This is a genomic window from Bradyrhizobium sp. 155 (genome assembly GCF_023101105.1).
GTDB lineage: Bacteria > Pseudomonadota > Alphaproteobacteria > Rhizobiales > Xanthobacteraceae > Bradyrhizobium > Bradyrhizobium canariense_D.
In genome coordinates this window covers 1,957,388-1,977,009 of sequence record NZ_CP064704.1, presented here as the reverse complement: position 1 = coordinate 1,977,009, position 19,622 = coordinate 1,957,388, and the positions used below count along the sequence as shown (strand labels likewise).

General features: G+C 64.4%; 20 protein-coding genes and 1 other RNA gene. 8 read left to right on the top strand and 13 right to left on the bottom strand.

Annotated elements, in window-relative coordinates:
* Positions 1 to 2 precede the first annotated feature (2 nt).
* Positions 3 to 1,778 (bottom strand): acetolactate synthase 3 large subunit, encoded by a 1,776-nt coding sequence (locus IVA93_RS09605; protein WP_018454341.1) that lies wholly within the window; start codon positions 1,776 to 1,778, stop codon positions 3 to 5.
* Positions 1,779 to 2,108: 330 nt separating this feature from the next.
* Positions 2,109 to 3,065, bottom strand: coding sequence for a tRNA (adenosine(37)-N6)-dimethylallyltransferase MiaA (miaA, locus tag IVA93_RS09600; RefSeq protein WP_018454340.1), 957 nt, complete (start codon positions 3,063 to 3,065; stop codon positions 2,109 to 2,111).
* Between the two features lie 11 nt (positions 3,066 to 3,076).
* Here miaA and serB point away from each other — a divergent pair, with 11 nt between their 5' ends.
* Positions 3,077 to 3,982: a phosphoserine phosphatase SerB gene (gene serB, locus IVA93_RS09595; protein WP_018454339.1), complete on the top strand. Its 906-nt coding sequence runs from the start codon at positions 3,077 to 3,079 to the stop codon at positions 3,980 to 3,982.
* 122 nt (positions 3,983 to 4,104) lie between these two features.
* On the opposite strand, the gene IVA93_RS09590 is transcribed toward serB, so the two are convergent.
* From IVA93_RS09590 to IVA93_RS09540, 11 genes are all read right to left on the bottom strand, one after another.
* Entirely contained in the window at positions 4,105 to 5,607 is a 1,503-nt protein-coding gene (locus tag IVA93_RS09590) for a Do family serine endopeptidase (RefSeq protein WP_018454338.1), read from the bottom strand.
* Between the two features lie 144 nt (positions 5,608 to 5,751).
* Entirely contained in the window at positions 5,752 to 5,958 is a 207-nt protein-coding gene (locus tag IVA93_RS09585) for a DUF2065 domain-containing protein (RefSeq protein WP_018454337.1), read from the bottom strand.
* Between the two features lie 71 nt (positions 5,959 to 6,029).
* Positions 6,030 to 6,926, bottom strand: coding sequence for a protease modulator HflC (hflC, locus tag IVA93_RS09580; RefSeq protein WP_018454336.1), 897 nt, complete (start codon positions 6,924 to 6,926; stop codon positions 6,030 to 6,032).
* Entirely contained in the window at positions 6,923 to 8,059 is a 1,137-nt protein-coding gene (hflK, locus tag IVA93_RS09575) for an FtsH protease activity modulator HflK (RefSeq protein ID WP_007600977.1), read from the bottom strand. The genes hflC and hflK overlap by 4 nt, the downstream gene beginning before the upstream one ends.
* 153 nt (positions 8,060 to 8,212) lie before the next feature.
* A complete protein-coding gene (locus tag IVA93_RS09570; RefSeq protein ID WP_018454335.1) occupies positions 8,213 to 8,722 on the bottom strand; it encodes a dihydrofolate reductase in 510 nt (169 codons plus the stop codon).
* Positions 8,722 to 9,207, bottom strand: coding sequence for a GNAT family N-acetyltransferase (locus IVA93_RS09565; protein WP_018454334.1), 486 nt, complete (start codon positions 9,205 to 9,207; stop codon positions 8,722 to 8,724). The genes IVA93_RS09570 and IVA93_RS09565 overlap by 1 nt, the downstream gene beginning before the upstream one ends.
* A gap of 5 nt (positions 9,208 to 9,212) precedes the next feature.
* Entirely contained in the window at positions 9,213 to 10,007 is a 795-nt protein-coding gene (locus tag IVA93_RS09560; protein ID WP_007613362.1) for a thymidylate synthase, read from the bottom strand.
* Positions 10,008 to 10,228: 221 nt separating this feature from the next.
* Positions 10,229 to 11,794, bottom strand: a complete 1,566-nt coding sequence (locus tag IVA93_RS09555) for a tripartite tricarboxylate transporter permease (RefSeq protein WP_018454333.1) — start codon at positions 11,792 to 11,794, stop codon at positions 10,229 to 10,231.
* Positions 11,795 to 11,801: 7 nt separating this feature from the next.
* Positions 11,802 to 12,563 (bottom strand): tripartite tricarboxylate transporter TctB family protein, encoded by a 762-nt coding sequence (locus IVA93_RS09550; RefSeq protein WP_018454332.1) that lies wholly within the window; start codon positions 12,561 to 12,563, stop codon positions 11,802 to 11,804.
* Between the two features lie 95 nt (positions 12,564 to 12,658).
* Positions 12,659 to 13,189, bottom strand: a complete 531-nt coding sequence (locus IVA93_RS09545; protein ID WP_018454331.1) for a chromate transporter — start codon at positions 13,187 to 13,189, stop codon at positions 12,659 to 12,661.
* Positions 13,186 to 13,803: a chromate transporter gene (locus IVA93_RS09540; RefSeq protein WP_018454330.1), complete on the bottom strand. Its 618-nt coding sequence runs from the start codon at positions 13,801 to 13,803 to the stop codon at positions 13,186 to 13,188. The genes IVA93_RS09545 and IVA93_RS09540 overlap by 4 nt, the downstream gene beginning before the upstream one ends.
* Before the next feature lie 84 nt (positions 13,804 to 13,887).
* Here IVA93_RS09540 and ssrA point away from each other — a divergent pair.
* From ssrA to feoB, 7 genes are all read left to right on the top strand, one after another.
* Positions 13,888 to 14,254, top strand: a transfer-messenger RNA (tmRNA) gene (ssrA, locus tag IVA93_RS09535).
* Positions 14,255 to 14,368: 114 nt separating this feature from the next.
* Entirely contained in the window at positions 14,369 to 14,884 is a 516-nt protein-coding gene (locus IVA93_RS09530; protein WP_018454329.1) for an SspB family protein, read from the top strand.
* A gap of 99 nt (positions 14,885 to 14,983) precedes the next feature.
* The gene (gene fumC, locus IVA93_RS09525) at positions 14,984 to 16,429 is read left to right on the top strand and encodes a class II fumarate hydratase (protein ID WP_244561280.1); all 1,446 of its coding nucleotides are present in this window, start codon (positions 14,984 to 14,986) and stop codon (positions 16,427 to 16,429) included.
* Positions 16,430 to 16,705: 276 nt separating this feature from the next.
* Positions 16,706 to 16,894 (top strand): DUF4169 family protein, encoded by a 189-nt coding sequence (locus IVA93_RS09520; protein ID WP_018454327.1) that lies wholly within the window; start codon positions 16,706 to 16,708, stop codon positions 16,892 to 16,894.
* Positions 16,891 to 17,145 (top strand): ribbon-helix-helix domain-containing protein, encoded by a 255-nt coding sequence (locus IVA93_RS09515; RefSeq protein WP_018454326.1) that lies wholly within the window; start codon positions 16,891 to 16,893, stop codon positions 17,143 to 17,145. Before IVA93_RS09520 ends, IVA93_RS09515 begins: the two co-directional genes overlap by 4 nt.
* 140 nt (positions 17,146 to 17,285) lie before the next feature.
* On the top strand, positions 17,286 to 17,561 hold the full coding sequence (locus IVA93_RS09510; protein WP_018454325.1) for a FeoA family protein: 276 nt from the start codon (positions 17,286 to 17,288) through the stop codon (positions 17,559 to 17,561).
* Between the two features lie 20 nt (positions 17,562 to 17,581).
* A complete protein-coding gene (gene feoB, locus IVA93_RS09505) occupies positions 17,582 to 19,453 on the top strand; it encodes a ferrous iron transporter B (protein WP_018454324.1) in 1,872 nt (623 codons plus the stop codon).
* Positions 19,454 to 19,622: the final 169 nt, after the last annotated feature.

Genomic DNA, 19,622 nt, shown 5'->3' with positions numbered 1-19,622 from the left:
GCTCACACCAGCGCCTTACCGCCGGCGAACGCCTTCGCGGTGGCTTCGTCGTTGGCCTGCTCCGGCAACAGCATCTCGTTGTGCGCCTTGCCGGAGGGGATCATCGGGAAACAGTTTTCCAGCGACGCGACGCGGCAGTCGAACAGCACCGGGCGCTTGACCGAGATCATCTCCTGGATGGCGCCGTCGAGATCACCGGGCTTGTGCACCTGGAGGCCGACGCCGCCGTAGGCTTCCGCGAGCTTGACGAAGTCCGGCATCGCCTCCGAATAGGAATGCGACAGGCGGTTGCCATGGAGCAGCTGCTGCCACTGCCGCACCATGCCCATGTACTGGTTGTTCAGGATGAAGATCTTGATCGGCAGCTCGTACTGCACAGCCGTCGACATCTCCTGCATCGTCATCTGCACCGAGGCATCACCCGCGATGTCGATGACGAGGCTGTCGGGATGGGCAACCTGCACGCCAACCGCGGCCGGCAGGCCGTAGCCCATGGTGCCGAGACCGCCCGAGGTCATCCAACGATGCGGCTCCTCGAAGCCGTAGAACTGCGCGGCCCACATCTGATGCTGACCGACCTCGGTGGTGATGTAGGTGTCCTTGCCGCGCGTCGCCTCGAACAGGCTCTGGATCGCATGCTGCGGCAGGATGACGTCGTTGCTCTTCCTGAAATAGAGCGAGTTGCGGGCGCGCCACTGCGCGATCTGCTGCCACCAGGCCTTGATGTCGGGCTTCTTCGCCTCCGCCTTGAACACCTGGAGAATGTCGCCGAGGATGTTGCCGCAGTCGCCGATGATCGGCACGTCGACGCGGATGTTCTTGTTGATCGAAGACGGGTCGATGTCGATGTGGATCTTCTTCGACCCCGGCGAGAACGCATCGACGCGGCCGGTGATGCGGTCGTCGAAGCGCGCGCCGACGCACAGCATGACGTCGCAATCATGCATGGTCATGTTGGCTTCATAGGTGCCGTGCATGCCGAGCATGCCGAGCCAGCTCTTGCCCGAGGCGGGATATGCGCCGAGGCCCATCAGGGTGGAGGTGATCGGAAAGCCGGTGACCTCGACCAGCTCGCGCAGCAGCCTGGTCGCCTCGGGACCGGAATTGATCACGCCGCCGCCGCTATAGATCACGGGGCGCTTGGCGCCTGCGAGCAGCGCGACGGCCTTGCGGATTTGCGTCGCATCGCCCTTCACGCGCGGCGCGTAGGAGCGATGCACGTCGGATTTGCGCGGCGGATGATAGGTGCCGGTCGCGAACTGCACGTCCTTGGGCACGTCGACGAGCACCGGGCCCGGCCGACCCGTGGTCGCAACGTAAAACGCCTCGTGCAGCACCTTTGCGAGATCGTTGACGTCGCGCACCAGCCAGTTGTGCTTGGTGCAGGGGCGCGTGATGCCGACGGTGTCGCATTCCTGGAACGCGTCGTTGCCGATCAGGTGCGTCGGCACCTGGCCGGAGATGCAGACCAGCGGGATCGAGTCCATCAGCGCGTCGGTGAGCGGCGTCACCATGTTGGTGGCGCCGGGGCCGGAGGTCACCAGTGCAACGCCCGGCCTGCCGGTCGAACGCGCATAGCCCTCGGCGGCGTGGCCCGCGCCCTGCTCATGCCGAACCAGGATGTGCTGGACCTCGCTTTGCTGGAAGATCTCGTCGTAGATCGGGAGCACCGCGCCGCCGGGGTAGCCGAAAATGTCGGTCACGCCATGATCGATGAGCGCGCGGACGATCATCGCGGCGCCGGTCATCTGGTTCGGATCGTGGCTCTTGTCGCTCATTGGCTTGCTCCGGATGCGCTGTTGTCAGCGGCTTCGTTCGTGTCGGGTTTTCGGAAATAAAAAAGGCCCCGAAGAGGGCCCATGCACACCGCCTGTCATGTGGATGGCAGCTAGCCACCCCCGGCGGTGTGCCTGGGTACGACGGCGATAAGGAGTTTGGTAATAATGTTACGCATGGCAGGTGCCCGGCTTCCCAAAGGTTGCGCGAAACATAGCGGCCAGCGCCCCGATGTCAAGGCAATGCGGCCGTTCCCGCGCGATTTTGGCAGTGTAGCGGTGTTCCCGGGGTTGGGCGAGAGGTAAATTCGGGAGCCGAGGCACAAAAGCGTGTCAGCCTTGGTCCCGCGCCGCGTTCACGATCGCCGCCAGCCAGCCCCGAATCTCCCCCGGCTTCACCCACTCGAATTCGGGCAATTGGTGCCGGAACCAGGTGAACTGCCGCTTGGCGTAGTGGCGGGTGTCGGCGCGGCCGATGGTCGCCGCCTGCTCCAGGCTGAGCTCACCGCGCAGATGCCGGATTAGCGCCGGCACGCCATGAGCCTTCATCGCCGGCAGTAGCGGATCGAGGTTTCGGGCGGCGAGACGCACCGCCTCCTCTAGCGCGCCGGCACCCAACATGGCGTCGAAGCGGGCGTCGATGCGCGCATAGAGCTCGTCGCGCTCGGGCGCGAGGAACACCGCCCGAAAACTGTCCTTGGGCAAGAGCGGCGGCTGGCCCTCATGATGCCAGTCCAGCAGCGAACGGCCGGTGGCTTCGACCACTTCGAGCGCGCGCGCAATGCGCGTGCGATCGCGACGGTTCAAGCGCTCGGCCGCCCGCGGATCGGAGGCTGCGAGTTCGTCGTGCAGCGCTTCGACGCCGTTCCGCTCCAGCCGCGCCCGGACGTCCTCGCGCACCTCGAGAGGGATCGGTGGCACCACGGAAAGGCCCGCCGTGAGCGCCTTGAAATAGAGCCCGGTGCCGCCGATGAAGATCGGCAGGCGCCCTTCGGCTTTCGCCGCTTCGAGCGCCTTGGCCGCGTCGCCCACCCAGGCACCGGCTGAAAAATTCACGGCCGCATCGACATGGCCGTACAGGCGATGAGGCACCTGCGCCTCGTCGCCAAGGGTGGGGCGCGCGGTGATGATGCGGAGGTCACGGTAGACCTGCATGGAATCGGCATTGATCACGACCCCGCCCGCAGCGAGCGCAAGCTCGAGCGCCAGCGCCGACTTGCCGCTGGCGGTCGGGCCTGCGATAAGCACCGCCTTGCCAACATGCCTTCTGCCGACTTGCCCCTCGCTCACGAAAACCTCAAATGTCCCTCGTTGCCACGCTGATCTGCAACCCGAATAATCCCGCGCTCGACTCGACCATCGTCGACGGCGCCCGCGCCGTGCTGCCTCAGGCAGCTCCCGCGCACTGGCTGTTCGACGGGGTTGCAGTCGACATCCCGTTCGGCGCCGACAGTAACCTCGAAGGCGACCGTCACGCCATCGAGCAGCGGCTCCGCGAGCTTCGCGGCGACCTGCCCATCGACATCGTGGTGCAGCCAGTCGGCTTCCGGCGCAAGAAGCTTTTTCTCGCCGACATGGATTCCACCATGATCGGTCAGGAATGCATCGACGAGCTCGCCGATTTCGTCGGGGTGAAGGCCCATGTGGCCGCCATCACCGAGCGCGCGATGCGCGGCGAGATCGAGTTCGAGCCGGCGCTGCGCGAGCGCGTCGCGCTGCTCAAGGACCTTCCCGCCAGTGCCGTCGACGAGGTGCTGGCCAAGCGCATTACGCTGACGCCGGGTGGCCGCGAACTGGTCGCGACCATGCGCGCCCATGGCGCCTATGCCTGCCTCGTCTCCGGCGGCTTCACGCTTTTCACCAGCGCGGTCGCCACCAGGATCGGTTTCCAGGAGAACCGCGCCAACGAGCTCGTCGTCCGCGACGGCAAGTTCACTGGCGAGGTGAAGGAGCCGATTTTGGGGCGCGCGGCAAAGCTCGCGACGCTGGTGGATCTGATGGAATCGTTCGATCTCGACGACATCGACTCGCTGGCGGTCGGCGACGGCGCCAATGATCTCGCGATGATCCAGGCGGCGGGGCTGGGCGTGGCGTATCACGCCAAGCCCGCGGTGGCCGCCGCTGCGGCGGCGCGGATCGATCATGGCGATCTCACCGCGCTGCTGTACGCGCAGGGGTATCGGCGCGAGGAGTTCGTGGAGGCGTAGCCTCCTCCTCTCCGCCGTCATGCCCGGGCTTGTCCCGGGCATCCACGTTACGCTCGTCCGCATGGCAAGGCGTGGACGGCCGGGTCAAGCCCGGCCATGACGAGAGGTGAAAGCGAGCGCTCTTACTGCACGCTCAGCGCGACAAAACGCAGCTCGCCGTCGGCGTTCGACACCAGCAGCAGCACCGATTTCTTGCCGTCCTTCTTGAGCTGGTCGACCCGTTTCTGGATGTCGGCGCCGCTGGAGACGGCCTCCTGCGCCACCTCGACAATGACGTCGCCGGCCGAGAGGCGCTTCTCGGCGGCATCCGAATTGGCGTCGACATTGGTGACGACCACGCCCTTGACGCTGTCCTTGATCTTGTAGCGCGCACGCAGGTCCTTGCTCAGCGCGGCGAGATCGAGGCCGAGCGCCTTCTGTGTCACGGTCTTTTCAGGCGGAGGCTCGTCGGTCTTCACCGCGGCCTGCACCTTGTCGGCATCCTGCAACCGGCCGAGCGTGACCTTCTTGGTTTCCTCCTGGCTCTTGCGGATGATGACGACGTCGACCTCCTTGCCGACCGCCGTGTCGGCGACCACGCGAGACAGATCCTTCGGGTCCTTGACGTCCTTGCCGTCGAACTTGACGACGACGTCGCCGGGCTCGATGCCGGCCGGTTTGGCCGGGCCCTTGTCGTCGACACCGGCAACCAGCGCGCCGCGCGGCGGCTTGATGTTGAGGCTCTCGGCGATCTCGTCGGTGACGCTCTGGATGCGCACGCCAAGCCAGCCGCGGCGCAATTCGCCGAACTGGCGGAGCTGGTCGACGACACCCGCCACCGTCTTCGACGGTACGGCGAAGCCGATGCCGATCGAGCCGCCGGACGGCGAGATGATCAGCGTGTTGACGCCGATGACGTCGCCATCGAGGTTGAACAGCGGACCGCCGGAATTTCCGCGGTTGATGGAGGCGTCGGTCTGAATGTAGCTGTCGTAGGGACCTGAGGAGATGTCACGGTTCTTCGCCGAAACGATACCGGCCGTCACGGTGCCGCCGAGGCTGAAAGGATTGCCGATCGCGACGACCCAGTCGCCGAGGCGCAGCTTGTCGGAATCACCGAACTTCACCGACACCAGCGGCTTCGACGGCTTGAACTTGAGCACGGCAAGGTCGGTCTTCTTGTCGACTCCGACCAGTTCGGCCTTGATCTTGGTCCCGTCGTTGAGAATGACGTTAATCTCATCGGCGTCCGCGATGACATGGTTGTTGGTGACGACGACGCCTGACGTGTCGATGATGAAGCCACTTCCGAGCGAGTTGGTCTTGCGCGGCGCCGGGCTGTTCTCGCCGCCCTTGCTGCCGCCGCCGGGACCCTTGCGGTTCTTGAAGAAGTCGTCGAAGAACTCCTCGAAGGGCGAACCGGGCGGCAGTTGCGGCATGGCATTGCTGCCGCCGCCCCCGCCCTTGGCTTCGACGGTCTGCGAGGTCGAGATGTTGACGACCGCGTCAATCACCTTCTCGGCGACGTCGGCGATGCCATCCGGTCCGCGCGCATAGGCCGGTGTGCCGAGTGCGCTGAAAGCGCCGACGGCGAGCGCGGCCAGCCCTAAGCGCAAACGGGTCGGGGCAATGGTGGCAGCGGTCATTGTGATCTCCAGGAAACAAGGATTCGACGTCAAGACTGCGCTCGAACGGGGGGACGGCGCAAGCGCGGACCTTAACGGGCCTCAAGACCCGGATAATAAGGCGAAAACCGGTCCCTCGCCTTCACTTTGGCGTTGGTGCGACGGCTAAATTGGACGTCGCATAACCCAGATCAGGACCAGGCCGGCCACGGCCGAACCAATGCCGACCGCCCGCAGGACGTTATCCGGCGTGGCCATCGCGCTTTTCATGGCCTTGCGCATCCAGGCCGGACTTGCCGCGAACATCAAGCCTTCCAGCACGAACAGGATGCCCAAACCGATGAGGAAGTCGGCGAACGCAATGGACCTCATCGGATTGGAACCTCCCGTTGTGCTGTTCTTGTCTGGACGAAGGGCGGCCAGACTTGCCGCCCTTGTCTCACTTACGGCTTCGCTGGCGTCGTGGTCGCCGTCTTGCCGGACGGGTTACCAAAGAACCGGAAGAAATCCGAGTCCGGGCGCAGCAGGAAGCGGGTGTCGTTCGCGCGCAGCCCGGTCTCATAGGCCGCCATCGAACGGTAGAAGGCGAAGAAATCCGCGTCCTGGCCGTAGGCTTCGGCGAACAGACGGTTGCGCTCGGCATCGCCGACGCCGCGCGTCTGCTCGGCCAGCGACCTTGCATCCGCCTCGATCACGGTCGCCTCGCGGTCGGCCTTGGAGCGGATCTCCTGGGCCTTCTGGCCGCCCTGCGCGCGGAACTCGGCGGCTTCGCGCTCGCGTTCCGTCTTCATGCGCTGATAGACCGCCTGGCTGTTCTGCTCCGGCAGATCGGCGCGGCGGATCCGGACGTCGACGACCTGGATGCCGTAGCCGTCGGCCTCGTGGTCGAGCTGATCGCGGATGCGCTGCATCAGCTTCTCGCGGTCGTCGCGGACCACGTTGATGAAGGTGACCTCGCCGAGCACGCGGCGCAGCGCAGCGTTCAAGAGCGTGGTGAGCTGGATGTTGGCGGCCTGGATCGAGCCGATGCTCTGATAGAAGCGGAGCGCGTCCTTGATGCGGTAACGCGCGAAGGCGTCGACCACGAGCCGCTTCTGGTCGGACGCGATCGCTTCCTGCGACGGGTTCTCCAGATCGAGGATGCGCTTGTCGATGTTGATCACCGAATTCCACGGCGCCTTGAAGTGCAGGCCGGGAGCGGTAACGACATCGACGGGCTTGCCGAACTGCAGCACGATGGTCTGCTCGGTCTGCGCCACCGTGAACAGGGACATGTAGCCCACGATCACGACGAGCAGGAGGCCGAGCAGCGTGACGATACCTGTGACCGGAGATCTCATCGGTTGCCTCCGGTCGTCTGCTGGCCGGTTGCAGGCGGCCGCTTGGCCGTCAACTCGCTGAGCGGCAGATAAGGCACGACGCCCTGGCCCGACTGGCCGCCGTCATAAATGAGCTTTTCCGAACCGCCGAGCACGCGCTCCATCGTCTCCAGATAAATCCGTTCACGCGTCACGTCGGGCGCCTTCTTGTATTCCTCGTAAACCTTCAGGAAGCGCGAGCTCTGGCCCTTGGCCTCGGCGACGGTCTGCTCCCTGTAGCCTTCGGCGGCCTGCATGATCTGCGCCGCACGCCCGCGTGCCTGCGGCACGACCTGGTTGGCATACGTCTGCGCCTCGTTCTGCAGCTGCTCGAGATTGGCGCGCGCCGCCTGGACGTCGCGGAAGGCGTCGATCACCTGCGCCGGCGGGTCGACCTTCTGCATCTGCACCTGGCTGATCTGAATGCCGGCGCCGTAGCTGTCCAGGGTCTTCTGGATTAGTTCCTGCACGCCTTGTTCGGTAACGTTGCGCGCGCCGGTCAGGATCGGCTGGATCTGCGAGCGGCCGATCACCTCGCGCATCGCGCTCTCGGCGACCGCCTTCACGGTGCCTTCGGGATTCTGGATGTTGAAGAGGAAATCGCCGACGCCGTTGGGCTTGATGCGCCAGAGCACGGTGAAGTCGACGTCGACGATGTTCTCGTCGCCGGTCAGCATCAGGCTCTCTTCCGGCACGTCACGAATGGAGCGGCCGCGCCGCGCCGGGTCGTCGATCAGCGTCATGCCGATGGAGATGGTGGAAACGCGCAAGGCCTTTGGCAGCAGCACGGTCTCGATTGGATAGGGCAGATGGTAGTTCAGGCCGGGCTCCACGGTGCGGACATGCTTGCCGAAGCGCAGCACGACGCCGAGCTCTTCGGACTGCACCCGGAAGAAGCCCGACAGCAGCCAGAACGCGACGATGAGCAGCACGATCAGCGTGATGCCGATGCCGGAGAAATAGCCACCCGGCATGATCTGCTGGAGGCGATCCTGGCCGCGCCGCAGAAGATCTTCCAGATCCGGCGGCCTTGGCCCGACCGGTTGCGGGCCGTTGCCCCATGGTCCCTTCGGACCCGAGCCCCATGGGCCACCGCCCTGATTCTTCCACGGCATTCGACGCTCTCCTCGGCAGGGTGAAATTGCCCCCGCCCGCTTTGTCCGGTCCGGCTTTATAGGGGACAGGCAGGTCCCTTACAACGCAGCCCTCGCCGCCCTCCGAGCTAAGCTTGGGGGCAGAAAAGTCAATGTTAACATTGGCAAATGCGGTTAATGGCCTGCCCGCCGACGATATGTCACATAGGAGTAGTCGGCGCTGTCGTGGGGTCCGGCAGGATGACGGATGCGTTCAACCTCATCCCACTCTGCCCTGTCGATGTCGAAATGCGTGTCGCCTTCGGGCCGGGCATGCACTTCGGTGATCTCGAGGCGATCGGCGCGATCGAGCCATTGCCGAAAGATTTCGGCGCCGCCAATCACGGCGATCTCGGCGACCGAACGCCGCAGGGCATCGCCGCGCGCGATGGCGTCTGCGGCGGCAGTCGATGTCGTCACGATGGCGCCGGCGGCGCGATAATCCGCATCGCGCGTGACGACGATGTTGGTGCGGCCGGGAAGCGGCCGGGGCAGGGATTCGAAGGTCCTGCGGCCCATGATCACGGGCTTGCCGATCGTGAGCGCCTTGAAGCGCGCCATGTCGGATTTCATTCGCCACGGCATTGCGTTGCCGGCCCCGATGACGCCGTTCTCCGCGATCGCGACGACGAAGACGATCTCCATCAGGTCGCGCTCCCGGCAAGCCGCGTCAGCGCCGGACCGGTGACGCGGCACAGCGTCCAGTCCTCCAGCATGATGGCACCGAGCGATTTGTAGAACGCGATCGACGGCGCGTTCCAGTCAAGCACCGCCCATTGCAGCCGGGACCAGCCGTTCTCGACGCATTCCCTGGCGAGGTGCACGAGCAGAGCCTTGCCGAGGCCCCTGCCCCGATGCGATGGCCGCACATACAAATCTTCGAGATAGATGCCGTGGCGGCCGCTGAACGTCGAAAAATTCGCAAACCACACCGCGAAGCCGACCGGCTCGCCGTTCCACTCGGCGAGAGCGCAATGGAGTTGCGGTCGTTCGCCGAACAGTGCGTCGGCGATGTCAGCCTCGGTCGCCTCGACCTCGTGCGAAAGTTTTTCGTACTCGGCGAGCTCGCGGATGAAAGCGAGAACCAGCCCGGCCTCACCGGGACGCACACGGCGGATGTTGAGCTGCATCGACTTCAGACCGCGACCGCGGCCTTGATGTGCGGATGCGGATCGTAGCCGACGAGCTCGAAGTCCTCGTAACGGAAGGAGAAGATGTCCTTCACGTCGGGGTTGATCCGCATCACCGGCAGCGCGCGCGGTGCGCGCGTGAGCTGGAGCTTCGCTTGCTCCAGATGGTTGGAATAGAGATGGGTGTCACCGAACGAATGCACGAAGTCGCCGGGCTTCAAGCCCGTGACCTGCGCCACCATCATGGTGAGCAGTGCGTAGGAGGCGATGTTGAAGGGGACGCCGAGGAACACGTCGGCCGAACGCTGATAGAGCTGGCACGACAGCTTGCCGTTGGCGACATAGAACTGGAACAGGCAGTGGCACGGCGGCAACGCCATCTTGTCGACCTCGGCCGGATTCCAGGCCGAGACGATCAGGCGGCGCGAGTCCGGGTTGCGCTTGATCATGTCGATCACATTCGCGATCTGATCGATGCTGCGTCCGTCCGGCGCGGGCCAGGAGCGCCACTGGTGGCCGTAGACGGGGCCAAGATCGCCGTTGGCGTCGGCCCACTCGTCCCAGATGGTGACGCCGTTGTCGCGCAGATATTTGATGTTGGTATCGCCTTTCAGGAACCACAACAGTTCGTGCACGATCGCCTTCAGCGGCAGGCGCTTTGTCGTCAGCATCGGAAAACCGGCGGACAGGTTGAAGCGCATCTGATGGCCGAACACCGACAGCGTGCCGGTGCCGGTCCGGTCGGTCTTTTCGGCGCCGTCTGAAAGAATCCGCTCGAGCAGGTCCTGATACTGGTGCATGTGCGTGAGCCTTTGGGGAGGCGGCGAACTTAGCGGCCGCCCCCGCGCTGCGACAGCGGCGATTCGCCATCCATGCGCATTATACCCGGAAAAGTGAGCGCTCCCGGTGCAAACGACAAGGGGCGGAACTCAGCGTCCCGCCCCTTGTCTATCAGATTGATCCTGCTGGCCAACTTGCCGGCTTGGGTTCGGGTCACGGCGCGCCGACGCTGGCGGCGCCCCTAGTTTTCGGATTCGGTGAACACCTCGTCGCGCTTGGCACGCAACGCCGGCAGCACCGTGAGCACCAGGAGGAAAGCGGCGATGCCGAGCAGCACGGCCGACAGCGGACGCGTCAGGAACACGCTCCAGTCGCCGCGCGAGATCAGCAGCGCGCGGCGCAGGTTCTCTTCCATCAGCGGTCCGAGCACCATGCCGAGCAGCAGCGGCGCCGGCTCGAAATCGTGCTTGATCAGCCAGTAGCCGACCAGACCGAACACGCCTGCCAGGATGACGTCGACCGGCGCGTTGTTCACCGAGTAGATGCCGATCGCGCAGAAGATCACGATCGAGGGGAACATCAGCCGGTAAGGGACGCGCAACAGCCGCACCCAGATTCCGACCAGCGGCAGGTTGATGATGATCAGCATCAGATTGCCAATCCACATCGAGGCGATCATGCCCCAAACCAGCTCCGGCTGCTTCTGCATCACCTGCGGACCGGGCACGATGCCGTGGATGGTCATCGCGCCCACCATCAGCGCCATCACGGCATTGGGCGGGATGCCGAGTGTCAGCAGCGGGATGAAGGAGGTCTGCGCCGCGGCATTGTTGGCGCTTTCCGGCGCCGCCACGCCTTCGATCGCACCGCGGCCGAACCGCGACGGGTTCTTGGCGATCTTCTTCTCGAGCGTGTAGGACGCAAAGGACGCGATGACCGCGCCGCCGCCCGGCAGGATACCGAGGATCGATCCGAGCACGGTGCCGCGCAGGATCGCAGGCGCCGAGTCGATCAGGTCTTTCCTGGTCGGCATCAGGCCGGTGATCTTCTGCTGCACGAGGTCGCGGTTCATCTCGGCGCCGGCGTCGAGGTTGCGGATGATCTCGGCGAAGCCGAACACGCCCATCGCCACCGTCGCAAAGCCGAGACCGTCGGCAAGCTCCGGAATGTTGAACGCCATGCGCGAGGCGCCGGTCTCGATGTCGGAGCCGACCATCGACAGCATCAGGCCGAACACGATCATCGCGATCGCTTTCAGGACCGAGCCCTTGGCCAGCACCACCGCAAAGATCAGGCCGAGCACCATCAGCGAGAAATATTCCGCCGGGCCGAACGCCAGAGCGAGCTTGGTCAGCGGCGCACCGAGCACGGCGATGAGCACGGTCGCAACGCATCCGGCGAAGAACGAGCCGATCGCCGCGATCGCCAGCGCCGGGCCGGCACGGCCTTGCTTCGCCATCTGGTGACCGTCGATGGCGGTAACGACCGACGTCGCCTCACCGGGAATATTGACCAGGATCGAGGTGGTGGAGCCGCCGTACTGGGCACCATAATAGATGCCGGCGAGCATGATCAGCGCGCCGACCGGCGGCAATCCGAACGTGATCGGCAGGAGCATCGCCACGGTTGCGACGGTGCCGATACCGGGCAGCACGCCGACCAGTGTGCCAACCAATGCGCCAATCAGGCACATGAGAATATTGATCGAGATCGGGAGCGACAGACCGTAGAGCCACCAGGGTGACCACCAGGAGATCTGAAACACCACACCGAAACCAAGGCCCAGATTGTGGAAGAGATCGAACATCACACCCTCACTGAACCAGGAAGCGCGGGAACATCGGCATCGGCAGGCCTAGCACGTAGGGGAAGAGCAGCGCGCAGCCGAGCGTCAGGCAGGCGCCGACAATGAGCGCTTCGACCCAGCGTGTCTCATGCGTACCCATCGCCGCGATCATGAAGCTTGCGAACGCCGTTACCACCACCCCAAGCGGACGAATCGCCAGCGCGAAGAAGACGATCGAGAACATCACGAAGAGCGGCCCACGCCAGGCATAGTGCGCCATGCTGGGCCCGTCGGTCAGCAGCCCCGTCAACGCGATGCCGGCGCCAAGTGCGACGAGGAGCCCGCCAAACATCCGCGGCGCCGTGCCGGCGCCAAAGGAGAAGCCCCGCATCCCCTGCAAATCGCTAGAGGCCCACAGTGCGAACAAGGCGAGCGCCATCAGCACGATTCCGCCGACATAGTCCTGCGCGGACCTGATCGTCATGAAGAACGTGAGAATCGCCACCGCAAAGATCGGATAGGAATAGATCAGCGCCAGCAGCACATCGGATGACGCCTTCTTGGTGTCACCGCCGACCGCCCCGAGCAACGCGCCGGGCGCCCCCGCGAGCAGCGCAGTCGCGTGGCTGATGACGACGGCGGCCGGCCCGCGTCCAGCGCCCCAGCCAAAGATCGTCCCGAACGACCAGATGAATTCGAAAATCTGCGGCGCTATGGCCAGCAGACAAAAGCTGATCACCACCGAGGTGTTTCGGTTGGCTGTCGCCGAGTGGCCCATCGTATCGGCCATGCATGTCTCCTCCGCGACCCGTAAGCCACGAGCACTGTTGTTCTAATCGGCTGGAAATCGATGCCCCCGCCCGGATCCCTGCCTAGCCATTTTCATTACACAATGCCAGCAAAACCCAACAAGCCCCCGACGAGCAAAATCCATAGTGGATTGATGCGCGAGACGGATGCGACCACTGCAACCGTCGCGGTCAGAAGCAGCGCAGCAAGCGTACGATCGGTCGACTCGGCGAGGATCAGGGCGCTCGCCGCCATCAGGCCGATCGAGAGCGGAACCAGTGCAGCCTGGATCAGCCCGGGCCAGCGCGATTGGTTCGGCCGGTTGAGGAGCCGGCTGACATAATAGGCAAGCAACGCGGTGGGCAGGCACATGGCCAAAGTCGCCGCCAGGGCGCCGGGGATGCCGGCGACAGCATAGCCGATCAACGTGACGATAAGCACATTCGGACCTGGTGAGAGCTGCGCGATCGCATAGGCATCGGCGAACTGCTTGTCGGTCATCCAGTGATGCACATCGACCGCGATGCGGTGCATCTCGGGCACCGCCGCCGCGGCACCGCCGACCGCGAACAGCGACATCAGACCGAAGGTCGAGATCAGCCCCCAGATCGGGTTCTCCGCGTTCATGCTGCTACCTTCCGCCGCATCAGGAAAGTGGCGCCGACGCTGACGGGGATCGCGACCAAAAGCACGGCCTGGAGCGGCAGGCGAAGGACGCCGATGGCGAGGAACACGCCCAGCATCAGGATGAGCGCCAAGGCGTCCAGCCGCTTGAGCAGCGGCGTCATCATCCGGAAGACCACCGCGATCAAGAGGCCGACGGCCGCACAGGAAATGCCCGCGAGGATGCGGCGCAGCACGTCCACATCGCCGAACCGGGCGTAGATGATCGCGAGCACCGTCATGATCAGCGTGGGCGGCAGCAACAGCCCTGCAAAGGCGGCAATGCCGCCGGCGATCCCGCGCAGCCGCGCGCCGAACACCATCGAGAGATTGACGATGTTGGGCCCGGGCAGGAAATGGCAGAGCGCAAAAGTCTCGTTGAACTCGTCCGCCGTCATCCAGCGGTGCTGCTCGACGATGGCCTGCCGGGCGAATACCAAAACCCCTCCGAAGCCCGCCAGCGACATCCTGGCGAAGGCGAGGAACAGCGCGAGCAAGCCCGGCGGAACGGCGCTGGTGGCTGGACCGTCCGGCTCTTGAACTGGTTGTTGCGCGACCGGTGCGGAATCCTCGGACATGTCAGGAGCTTAGAACGCCGGCCGGCAGGCGGCCAAGCCTGCCGGGAACCTATCCAGAGGGAACCTCGGAATGATCCCTCGAAACACCTGTTATTTGAAACGTTTGCCCCCTATATTGGGAGTGCCGGTTCGCCGGCTATGGAAATAAACGGTCGTCGCAATAAACCATTCGGACCCGGGGGCGGTACCCGGCGCCTCCACCAAAGCCCACCAGCGGGCTGGCCCTGAAAGCGGGCTTTGGCGGGGGCGAAATAGGATCGACGAGGGCGTAAAGGGCGTTCTTTTTCCCGGTATTGTTCCGCCGTTATCGGGCTATGCAATAGTTGCCAACGACAACTTTGCTCCGGTTGCTCAGGCTGCGTAACGCAGTTTGAAAGACCATTCTGAAGTCCTAACGGGTTAAGCTCCGTTAGGCGGGGTTCGGAGGCACCTGGCAACAGAAGCCTCCACTTACCTCTTATTTCCTACCCCGCGGGGACTCCTGCTGACCCGTCAGGCGCGGTACTATTGCGACTTGGCGAGTCGGGCCGGCAGGGCCCAGCTCCTGGAATGCAACAGGACCACCATGGCGACCGATCATATCCGATACGATGTGCTGGCCCGCGACGCGCTGCGCGGCGTGTTGCGCAAGGTGCTGACCGACGCCGCGTCCCAGGGACTACCCGGCGAGCATCATTTCTTCATCACCTTCGTGTCGAAGGCGGAGGGCGTGAAGCTGTCGTCGCGGCTGCTGGCCCAATATCCAGAAGAGATGACGATCATCCTGCAGCACCAGTTCTGGGATTTGACCGTGCTCGAGGACCGCTTCGAGGTCGGCCTGTCTTTCGGCGGCATTCCGGAGCGGCTGATCGTGCCGTTCAGCGCCATCAAGAGCTTCCTTGATCCGTCCGTGAAATTCGGCCTCCAGTTCGACACCTCCGATGTCGCCGACGTCTCGGCCGAGACCTTGCCGGCCGCTCCCGCCCCGTCCGCGGTCGCGGTGGCCCCTGCCACTGACCCTGCGGAAGGCACTGAGGAGCCGGCGGCTCCGAACCAGGGCGGCGCCGAAGTCGTGCGATTGGATCGTTTCCGCAAGAAATGATCTAGATCGGGTCGGCGCCCGTCGCAGGCGGCCAAACTCCCTATATAGAGGCACATGATGAGGCCGCGCGGCATTTCGCGCGGCGGAATGGATGTGCTCATGGCCAAAACTTCCCTCTCGAAGACTTCCCCCTCGAAGACCGACGGCTCCTCGCGCCCGGCGACCCGCACCGAGACCGACAGCTTCGGCCCGATCGAGGTCCTCGCCGATCGTTATTGGGGCGCGCAGACCGAACGCTCGCGCCAGAATTTTCGCATCGGCATCGATCGCATGCCGATCTCGCTCGTGCATGCGCTCGGCATCGTCAAGCTCGCCGCAGCGCAGTCCAACCAGGAGCTCGGTTTGCTCGACCAGCGCCGCGCCAACGCCATCATCCGCGCTGCGCGCGAGGTGATCGAGGGCAAGCTGGACGATCATTTTCCGCTGGTGGTGTGGCAGACCGGCTCGGGCACCCAGAGCAACATGAATCTCAACGAGGTCATCGCCAACCGCGCCAATGAGATCCTGGGCGGCGAGCTTGGCGCCAAGAAGCCGGTGCATCCCAACGATCACGTCAACATGAGCCAGTCGTCGAACGACTCGTTCCCGACCGCGATGCATATCGCGGCGGCAAGCCGCATTACCGCCGATCTGGTCCCTGCCCTTGGCGAATTGCTGCGTGCACTGCGCAAGAAGGAGAAGGAGTTCGCAAAGATCGTCAAGATCGGCCGCACCCACACCCAGGACGCGACGCCGTTGACGCTCGGCCAGGAATTTTCCGGCTATGCCGCACAGGTCGAAAGCGGCATCGCCCGGCTCAAGGTCGCGGTGAAGGAGCTCTATCCGCTGGCGCAGGGCGGCACCGCCGTCGGCACCGGCCTCAATTCGAAGCCGCGCTTTGCAAAACTGTTCGCAAAGCACGTTGCCGGGATTACCAAGCTGCCGTTCACCAGCGCGGCCAACAAATTTGAGGCGCTGGCTTCGAACGACGCCTATGTATCGGCGCACGGCGCCATCAATTCGGTCGCGACAGGCCTGTTCAAGATCGCCAACGACATCCGCCTGCTCGGATCGGGTCCGCGTTCGGGCCTCGGCGAACTCATGCTGCCGGAGAACGAGCCGGGCTCCTCGATCATGCCGGGCAAGGTCAATCCGACGCAGTGCGAGGCGATGACGATGGTGTGCTGCCAGGTGTTCGGCAATCACACCGCGATCACGGTCGCCGGCAGCCAGGGCCATTTCGAGCTCAACGTCTATAAGCCCGTACTGGCCTACAACATGCTGCACTCGATCCGGCTGATGGCGGACGCCGCGCGCTCCTTCACCGAGCATTGCGTCAGCGGCATCCGCGCCGACGAGAAGCGCATCAAGGAACTGATGCAGCGCTCGCTGATGCTGGTGACGGCGCTCGCCCCCAAGATCGGCTACGACAACGCGGCCAAGGTGGCCAAGACGGCGCATGCCAACGGCACCACCCTGAAGGAAGAGGCGCTGCGGCTTGGCTTCGTCTCAAGCGAGGAATTCGACCGCCTGGTGCGCCCCGAGAAGATGACCAGCCCGGGATAAATTCCGAATTCCGATAGCCATCCGTAATGATACGGAGCCCCTAGCTCCATTAAATGTAGGGCTTAAAGGACGGGATTTGATTACCGTCAATGTCGCGGCGGGATTGCGTGTTACGTAGCCCCTCCGCCCCCACGGGGCGGAATTCATCGTTTGATGGCCCAAGGGTCGATTGACGAGGACAAGCGAATGGCGATCAAGTCTCATCGGGCGCAATTCGGCGCACAGTTTCTGAATGTTTCATCCTGCCCACGGAGGATCGGATGATGGAGACGCGACATGGCGAACGTCATCAACCTGAATCGTTTCCGGAAGCGCGCCGAGCGGGAAGCCACGGCGAAGCAGGCGGACGCCAACCGAACGAAGTTCGGCCGCACGAAGGCGGAGCGGTCGGCGGAGGAGACGCGCGCGGATCAGGCGAAGACGCACCTGGACCAGCACCGGATCGATTGCGAGGAGCAGCCATGAAGTCGCCCGTCGTGAAACGGTCGATCGTCGTCGCCGGCCACAAGACCAGTGTCAGCCTGGAAGAGGCGTTCTGGAACGGCATGAAGGAGATCTCGGGCCTGCGCAACATGACGCTGTCCGAGCTGGTCGGCGAGATCGACAGCAACCGCCAGCAGGGCAATCTGTCCTCGGCGATCCGCCTGTTCGTGCTCGACTACTTCAAGAGCCGCGCCATGGCCGCCATCCAGGCGGAAAAGGTCCCGGCCCAGTAGCCGTCTTTGCGCCGATCCTTGATGCCGATCCTGGCGCCGATCGCTTCTGTCACGAAGCTGGTACTTTAAAATCACTCTAAGGTGCAGTTTCAGCGACCGAGCGCGCTTGACCTCGATGCCCTGCGTTGAAAATACAGGGCATGACCGACATCCATGATACGCGTCCGCAGATGCCGCTGGGCCTGGCCCAGCGCGGCTATACCGGCGTCATCCAGCACCTTTCCCCCAAGGACGCAGGCTCGGCACTCTCGGACATCGAACTCGAGAGTCGGCTGATCGAGCTCGGCTTCGTCGAGGGCGCGCGGGTCGAGATCCTGCACGAGGGGTTGGTCGGCCGCGACCCGATCGCCGTGCGGGTCGACAGCATCACCATCGCGGTCCGCCGTCGCGAAGCCATGGCCATTATCGTCGCCTGAAGCGACCGGACCCCAATTCCATGGAAGCACCCCTGCTGCATCTCGCCCTGGTCGGCACGCCAAACAGCGGCAAGACCTCGCTGTTCAATGCGCTGACCGGCAGCCGGCAGAAGGTCGCGAACTATCCCGGCGTCACCGTCGAGCGCAAGGAAGGCTTCTTCGTCACGCCCTTGGGACGCCAGGTCTCCGTGGTCGACCTGCCGGGCACCTATTCGCTGCGCGGACGGAGCCCGGACGAGGAGATCACCCGGGACTTCGTGCTCGGCAAGGCCACCGGCGAGATCGTGCCCGACCTCGTGCTGTGCGTGGCGGACTCGACCAATCTGCGCCTGACCATCCGCCTGCTGCTGGAGCTCAAGCGCACCGGCCGGCCGATGATCCTCGTGCTCAACATGTTCGACATCGCGACCCGCCGCGGCATCACTGTCGACGTCGAGCGGCTCGCCAAGGAGCTCGGCGTGCCCGTGGTCACCTCGATCGCGGTGCGCAAGGGCGGCACGGCCGACCTGCTGTCGCTGACCGACGAGATTTCGGCAAAGCTCGCCGCCGAGCCGGGAGAGAACAATTGGCGGGCGCTCAGCGTGGCCGACTTGCGCGCCACCCAGCGCGAAGCCGACCGCATCATCGCCGACTGCGTCAGCCTGCCCAGCCGGCCCGACACCTGGACGGCGCGGATCGACGCGGTCGTGCTGCATCCCGTCGGGGGGCTGATCGTGCTCGCGGCGATCCTGTTCGTGATGTTCCAGGCGGTGTTCGCCTGGGCGCAGCCGCTGATGGAGTTGCTCAATTCCGGCTTCGACTCCCTCGGCGAGTTCGTGCACGCGACCTTACCCGCCGGCCTGCTGCAGAGCTTCCTTCAGAACGGCGTGATCTCAGGCGTCGGCAGCGTCATCGTGTTCCTTCCGCAGATTATCATCATCTTCCTGTTTATCCTGCTGCTGGAAGATTTCGGCTACATGGCGCGCGCCGCGTTCCTGATGGACCGCATCATGGGCGGCGCCGGCCTGCACGGCCGCGCCTTCATTCCGCTGCTGTCGAGCTTCGCCTGCGCCATCCCCGGCATCATGGCGACGCGCGTGATCGACAACAAGCGCGACCGGCTGACCACGATCCTGATCGCGCCGCTGATGACCTGCTCGGCGCGCATTCCCGTCTACACGCTGATCATCTCCGCCTTCATTCCGGCCAAAGACGTCTGGGGCTTCATCAACCTCCAGGGCCTCGTGATGTTCGGCCTCTACGCTGCCGGCATCATCAGCGCGCTGCTGGTCTCGTTTCTCATCAAATTCTTCATGCTGCGCGACTATGCGCCGGCGCCGTTCATGCTGGAGCTGCCGGACTACAAGATGCCGCGGCTGAAATCGATCGCGATCGGCGTCTACACGCGGGCCAAGATGTTCCTGCACCGCGCCGGCACCACGATCTTCTCGATGATGGTGCTGATCTGGTTCCTGGCCTCGTTCCCGCAGCCGCCCGCAGGCGCCACCGAACCGGCGATCGATTTCAGCCTCGCTGCGATCATCGGCAAGGCACTCGAGCCGCTGCTGGCGCCGGTCGGCTTCAATTGGCAGATCGCGGTCGCGCTGATCCCCGGCATGGCGGCGCGCGAGGTCGCGGTCGCGGCGCTCGGCACCGTCTATGCGATCGAAGGCGGCAAGGAAGCGGCCGAGCAGATCGGCCAGGTGCTGGCGACGAAATGGTCGCTCGCGACCGCGCTGTCGATGCTTGCCTGGTACATCTTTGCCCCGCAATGCGCATCGACGCTGGCCGTGATCCGGCGCGAGACCGGAAGCTGGACCTGGATGGCCGTCACCTTCTTCTACATGCTGGTGCTGGCCTATGCCGCGAGCCTTCTGACCTACAATGTCGCGGTCGCGTTCGGGGCGGGGTAGGCCCCAAACAAAAAACTGCGAAAACAACCCCATGCACAGTAGACGGGTGTTGTGAAATCAATGACTTACACTTGTGCGAAAATCGTCCGGCCGCAGGGCTGCGCCAGTTGCTCCGTCGGGCAAAACAGGAGCATGATGCCATCATCGCCACGACCGACCATATCTGGCG

Bases quoted from the DNA above. Each gene is read 5' to 3' on its own strand.
- IVA93_RS09570 (WP_018454335.1), bottom strand. From the start codon at position 8,722: ATGGAGATCGTCTTCGTCGTCGCGATCGCGGAGAACGGCGTCATCGGG.
- IVA93_RS09590 (WP_018454338.1), bottom strand. From the start codon at position 5,607: ATGACCGCTGCCACCATTGCCCCGACCCGTTTGCGCTTAGGGCTGGCC.
- IVA93_RS09555 (WP_018454333.1), bottom strand. From the start codon at position 11,794: ATGTTCGATCTCTTCCACAATCTGGGCCTTGGTTTCGGTGTGGTGTTT.
- IVA93_RS09585 (WP_018454337.1), bottom strand. From the start codon at position 5,958: ATGAGGTCCATTGCGTTCGCCGACTTCCTCATCGGTTTGGGCATCCTG.
- IVA93_RS09550 (WP_018454332.1), bottom strand. From the start codon at position 12,563: ATGGCCGATACGATGGGCCACTCGGCGACAGCCAACCGAAACACCTCG.
- hflC (WP_018454336.1), bottom strand. From the start codon at position 6,926: ATGAGATCTCCGGTCACAGGTATCGTCACGCTGCTCGGCCTCCTGCTC.
- IVA93_RS09545 (WP_018454331.1), bottom strand. From the start codon at position 13,189: ATGAACGCGGAGAACCCGATCTGGGGGCTGATCTCGACCTTCGGTCTG.
- IVA93_RS09515 (WP_018454326.1), top strand. From the start codon at position 16,891: ATGAAGTCGCCCGTCGTGAAACGGTCGATCGTCGTCGCCGGCCACAAG.
- IVA93_RS09510 (WP_018454325.1), top strand. From the start codon at position 17,286: ATGACCGACATCCATGATACGCGTCCGCAGATGCCGCTGGGCCTGGCC.
- IVA93_RS09565 (WP_018454334.1), bottom strand. From the start codon at position 9,207: ATGCAGCTCAACATCCGCCGTGTGCGTCCCGGTGAGGCCGGGCTGGTT.
- IVA93_RS09530 (WP_018454329.1), top strand. From the start codon at position 14,369: ATGGCGACCGATCATATCCGATACGATGTGCTGGCCCGCGACGCGCTG.
- IVA93_RS09560 (WP_007613362.1), bottom strand. From the start codon at position 10,007: ATGCACCAGTATCAGGACCTGCTCGAGCGGATTCTTTCAGACGGCGCC.
- IVA93_RS09520 (WP_018454327.1), top strand. From the start codon at position 16,706: ATGGCGAACGTCATCAACCTGAATCGTTTCCGGAAGCGCGCCGAGCGG.
- feoB (WP_018454324.1), top strand. From the start codon at position 17,582: ATGGAAGCACCCCTGCTGCATCTCGCCCTGGTCGGCACGCCAAACAGC.
- IVA93_RS09605 (WP_018454341.1), bottom strand. From the start codon at position 1,778: ATGAGCGACAAGAGCCACGATCCGAACCAGATGACCGGCGCCGCGATG.
- IVA93_RS09540 (WP_018454330.1), bottom strand. From the start codon at position 13,803: ATGTCCGAGGATTCCGCACCGGTCGCGCAACAACCAGTTCAAGAGCCG.
- fumC (WP_244561280.1), top strand. From the start codon at position 14,984: ATGGCCAAAACTTCCCTCTCGAAGACTTCCCCCTCGAAGACCGACGGC.
- serB (WP_018454339.1), top strand. From the start codon at position 3,077: ATGTCCCTCGTTGCCACGCTGATCTGCAACCCGAATAATCCCGCGCTC.
- hflK (WP_007600977.1), bottom strand. From the start codon at position 8,059: ATGCCGTGGAAGAATCAGGGCGGTGGCCCATGGGGCTCGGGTCCGAAG.